This is a genomic window from uncultured Gimesia sp. (assembly GCF_937919775.1).
Classification (GTDB): domain Bacteria; phylum Planctomycetota; class Planctomycetia; order Planctomycetales; family Planctomycetaceae; genus Gimesia.
The window spans coordinates 1-4645 of sequence record NZ_CALFPF010000706.1 but is presented as its reverse complement, the minus strand read 5'-3'; the positions used below and the strand labels follow the sequence as shown (position 1 = coordinate 4645).

The 4645-nt window shown below is 48.0% G+C and carries 4 protein-coding genes; 2 read left to right on the top strand and 2 right to left on the bottom strand.

What is annotated here, in order from left to right:
* Together Q0294_RS20030 and surE are read right to left on the bottom strand one after the other, a co-directional pair.
* Positions 1 to 929: PAS domain-containing protein (locus Q0294_RS20030; protein ID WP_299468999.1), on the bottom strand; the 929-nt coding region annotated here is incomplete at its 3' end.
* A gap of 232 nt (positions 930 to 1161) precedes the next feature.
* Entirely contained in the window at positions 1162 to 1950 is a 789-nt protein-coding gene (surE, locus tag Q0294_RS20025) for a 5'/3'-nucleotidase SurE (protein ID WP_299468997.1), read from the bottom strand.
* Positions 1951 to 2058: 108 nt separating this feature from the next.
* On the opposite strand from surE, the gene Q0294_RS20020 reads away from it, so the two are divergent.
* Positions 2059 to 2694 (top strand): nucleotidyltransferase family protein, encoded by a 636-nt coding sequence (locus tag Q0294_RS20020; RefSeq protein WP_299468995.1) that lies wholly within the window; start codon positions 2059 to 2061, stop codon positions 2692 to 2694.
* Positions 2695 to 3102: 408 nt separating this feature from the next.
* A complete protein-coding gene (locus tag Q0294_RS20015; RefSeq protein ID WP_299468993.1) occupies positions 3103 to 4437 on the top strand; it encodes a hypothetical protein in 1335 nt (444 codons plus the stop codon).
* The last annotated feature ends 208 nt before the right edge of the window (positions 4438 to 4645 follow it).

Here is a 4645-nt window from a genome sequence, read left to right as displayed (position 1 = left end):
CGATTTCTTTTTTTGTACTCTTCATTCAGAATGGCATGTGCATTCTGCAGTTCAGCAGTTCGTGAATTCACTCTGGTTTCCAGGTGATCATTCAAGGTCTCAAGTTCTTCCAGCGCATCGTGCTCTCTGGTTACATCTTTAATACAGGAAAGTAAAAAGGTTTCGCCCCGAAAATAGATCTGGACGGCCGACAGCACCGTACATAAGCGATTACCGCCGGGAGAGACAAAGTCGAAAAACAGATCACGCGCGGTCCCTTCCTGTTTGACTTTGTCAACCATTGCCTGGCGTTCGGCTTTAGTGGGCCAAAAGCCGATATCAAAGACATTTTTCCCTATAATCTCTTCACGGCTGCATTGCAGTGCCGACAGCAGGCTTTCGTTGGCTTCAATGAATTTTCCGGTGTCTATTTCCGTGATGCACATGGCAATCGGATTTACCTGGAAAATCTTGCTGAATCGTTCTTCAGAGAGTCGAAGCTCTTCCTGCGAAACTATTTTCTCAGTGACATCGGTGGCTACAGAAATGAAGCCGTCAATTTCGTTCTGCTCGTTATAGAGCGGCGTGTATTCAACATCAAGTACGAGACTGCCAAAGTTTCGTTCAAGATGTGACGCTTCTCCGTTCAGCGTGCGTTTGAAGAGAGAAATCAATTCCTGGTCGGCTGCGAATTCCTGAAAAATGGACCTGCCAACCCATACACCAGGCTCATACCCGAGCTTTTTAAGACCGCCCCCCTCTGATAAAGTTACGATTCCATTGCGGTCAACGGCCCAGATAATCAGAGGAGCGTGTAACAGAATCTTTCTCAATAACCGCTGATCAATTTCCGCGATATTCTGTACCAGATCACTGGCACTCAACTGAGGAAAATGTCCGGATAAAAGTCGCGAAGCGGCTGGCATATGTTGAGGCGATCCTTCATGCATTACAATTCACCTCTCACGTGCATTTTAATTCAGGCCCAATAATTACGCGAATTTCGGAGAGCAGCTTTACGTCTCTTGAAGTGATCGCATCTGGTTACTGATTCAGAGCAAATCAAAGTGCAGACTATGTGAATGAAGATTTATTCACTAACCGCTATCCTATATCAAAAAGATCGGAAATGTCAAACTTCGGAGACCGTAGCGCTCCTCATTCAAGCGTGATTGTCTGATTTCAAATCAGTTCGAAATCGCTGCCTGTCTGCCCACCCAGAGACTCTTTTAATTGTGTATGGTCTGTTAAATCAAATTTGAGGGGGGTGACGGTTACAAATCCTTCTGAAAGTTCTTGAATATCAGTGCCTGCCTCCAGTTGATGATTGATAATCGGGTCCAGACCGCTCCAGTAATAAGGGCGACCGCGCGGGTCAATCCGTTTTTCCATGACGTCGGTGTGCCGTTTGACTCCCAAAGCGGCCCACTTCACTCCGTGAGGCCATTCCGGTCTGGTTTCCGGAAAATTCACATTCCACAGTCTACCGGTACTGGAATCTGTCTGCAGCAACCGGCTGATGATCGGAATACTCTGTGCCGCACATCGATCGTAATCGGGTTTGATATCGTTAGAAAAACTGCTGGCAGTCGAAATGGCAATCGAGGTAATCCCTGCAAAAGCGCCTTCAATCGCACCGGCAACCGTACCTGAATAGAGTACATTGATCCCGACATTCGAACCGGAGTTGATCCCGCTCACAATCAGATCGGGACGTTTGGAGCAGAACTCCAGGATGCCCAGCTTCACACAATCTGCAGGGCTGCCGGCAACAGCCCAGCCCCAGTGCTTTTCTCCTTCGAACTCCTGGTGTACCATAAGAGGGTGTAAATAAGTAATACTTAAACCCACTCCGCTCTGCTCAGATAAAGGAGCCACCACCTCCACGTCTCCCAGTTGAGTCAGCGCCTTTTGCAGACTTCTGATACCGGGAGCATGAATACCGTCATCGTTCGTTAATAATATTTGCACAAAACTACCTCAAATCACGAATCAAAACAGAACTCGCTTACTCAATCGCGCGGTTCGATATCATTCACCATTCTTAATGACATAACGAGTTATCGATATCTTATCCGAATGAGCCACTTAAATACACCATCCCGACTGTTTGCCATTATTCCCGCTGCTGGTCTGAGCCGTCGTATGGGAACACACAAACTGCTGCTCACGCTCGGTCAGGAAACAGTCATCCAGAGACTGGTGCGGGGATTAAGTGCCCCCTTTATCACGCAGATTGTCATCGTCGCCCGCAAGGATGATGCGCTTTTAAAGGAGCACCTTACCGGGATGAATCTGCAATTGATTCAACCGGAAACGGATCCTCCCGATATGAAAGTCAGTGTGCAAATCGCATTGGCATGGATCCAGGCCCACTATCAGCCCTCTGCAACGGACGGCTGGCTTTTGATTCCCGCGGATCATCCAGTTCTCAACGGTGCTGTGATTGATGAACTTTACCAGTCCTGGCAGAACTGTCAGGACTCCTGCATGATTCCCACATTTCAGGGGCAAAAAGGACATCCTGCTTTTTTTCGCTGGTCTGTCTCGCATGACGTTTTTCGGCTTAAGGATGAAGAAGGAATTAACGCGCTCTGGAAAAACCATAACATTCAGCCGCTGTTACAGGAATGCCCTTATCCGGAAATACTGATTGATCTGGATACGCCTGAAGATTACGAGTCCCTGAAGCAAAGATATTCAACAGAACGCTAAACTTGCAAGCATCCAATTATTTAGATGTTTGGATGTCTGACGTTTTTTGAAGCAACCGCGTGCGGTTTTTGGAGCTGATGTTGCTATCAGGCAATAGGTTAAGACCCGCTGATGTTGTCTTTGTGAAACTTTGCTGGTGATAACGATTATAAAGTGCAACAACACCTCACCTCTTCACTAAAGAGTCATATCGCCCTTTTTTCCTCAAGTTGCCAAAACTATGTGATCTATGCTTGAGTGCTAAATGATACAATTCGATGTGATTTTGTTTTTTTCCATGTGTGACGTCAGCTTTTGATTTGCATCTTTTTTCGGGTCATGTCAATAATGCAGAAAGTCATGTATGAGATGGAAAAACGGAAAACGCACACTTTCATCATGTGACGAAACTTTTTTGGAGGGGGAAAAATGAGAAAGACTTTAGCCTTGGCATTTGCCGCCGTGGCAATGCTGGCTGTCAACGATTCAGCTCAAGCCTGCAGGTATTTTGGAGCAGCAAGTTATAATTGCTGCCCTACAGTAGCCTGCCAACCAACTGCTTGTTATACCGCTTGTCGTGTCGAGCGGAAAACGTGCTATCGTACCGTTTACGATCAGGTTTTAGAGCCTCAGCAGTATACGGCTTATCGCACCGAATACGAGACAGTCTACGAAGACAAGCAGCAAACCTGTTATCGCATGGTGAATGAAACGGTTTACCGCGATGAAGAATACACGGTGCAGAAGCCGGTATTCGAGACCTCAGAACGTGAAGAACGTTACACAGTGCGGCGGCCTGTGGTTGAGACAAAGTACCGTGATTGCAGTTATCAGGTACAGCGTCCCGTCTGGGAAAATCACGAGCGTGAGTGCCGTCGTACCGTGATGCGACCGGTTGTGGAAACCGTCGAACAGGAATGTCGCCAGACGGTGATGCGTCCTGTTACGGAAACCATTAACCAGGAACGTTGTTACACGGTGATGAAACCGGTTACGACAACTCGTACCGTGCATCGTTTACAGGGGGTCTGGGAAACACGTCAGGTCAACAAACCAGGGAAATGTCGTCCCTGCTGGTCGACCGATGCGTGTGGACGGCCTGTCATGACAATGGTACAGGTCCCGGGGACAACCAGCTGTCGCCAGGTCTGGAGACTGCGAAAAGTCGCCTGTCAGGTGCCTTGCACACAGTATGTTCCCGAAGTGGTTCGACAGAACTGCCCGGTTCAGGTGACACGTTATGTGCCTGAAGTGGTTGTGAACAAGGTTCCTGTTACCGTCTGCAAAATGGTTCCTGAAGTCGTAGTGAGCAAGATTCCTTACCGGACATGCCGCTGGGTGACTGAAACCGTAGCACAGAAAGTTCCTTATCAGACCTGCAACTGGGTTTGTGAAGAACAGGTTCGCAAAGTTCCCGTGCAGACATGCAAAATGGTTTCAGAGAGATGCACCCGGAAAGTAGCCGAATGTGTGACTCGTAAAGTTCCTTTCACAGTCACACACCGTGTTGCTCGTTGCGTACCGAAACAGGTACCAGTCAACTGCACACGTTATGTTTCCAAGTGTGTCGCTCGTCAGATGCCTTACGAAGTCTGCACGATGGTGCCGACAACTGTCTGTCCGACAACAGCCTGTGCCACCGGAAACTGCGGACTTGGCAATCCTGAAAGTCGGGAAACAGCCAAGCCAGTGGTTCCTGAACCACAGCCGGAACCTGAAGCAAATCCGGAAACCATTCCGGCAAAACCAAAGGTTTCTGCTTAGTCGGTTCAATGATTCGCTGAAGAAGTAAAAATGAAGAGGCAGGTCTTATTTGAGACCTGCCTCTATTTTTATTTCCCATTACGGGGGCTGACGAAAAGGGATCCACTCTTTCCTGCTGTGATGATGGCTTCGTTTTTCAAAGCGATCGTAAGGCTTGATTGATCACTGTTGACGATTAGTATCCGCCTTCAGAACGCAATCCTTCAGC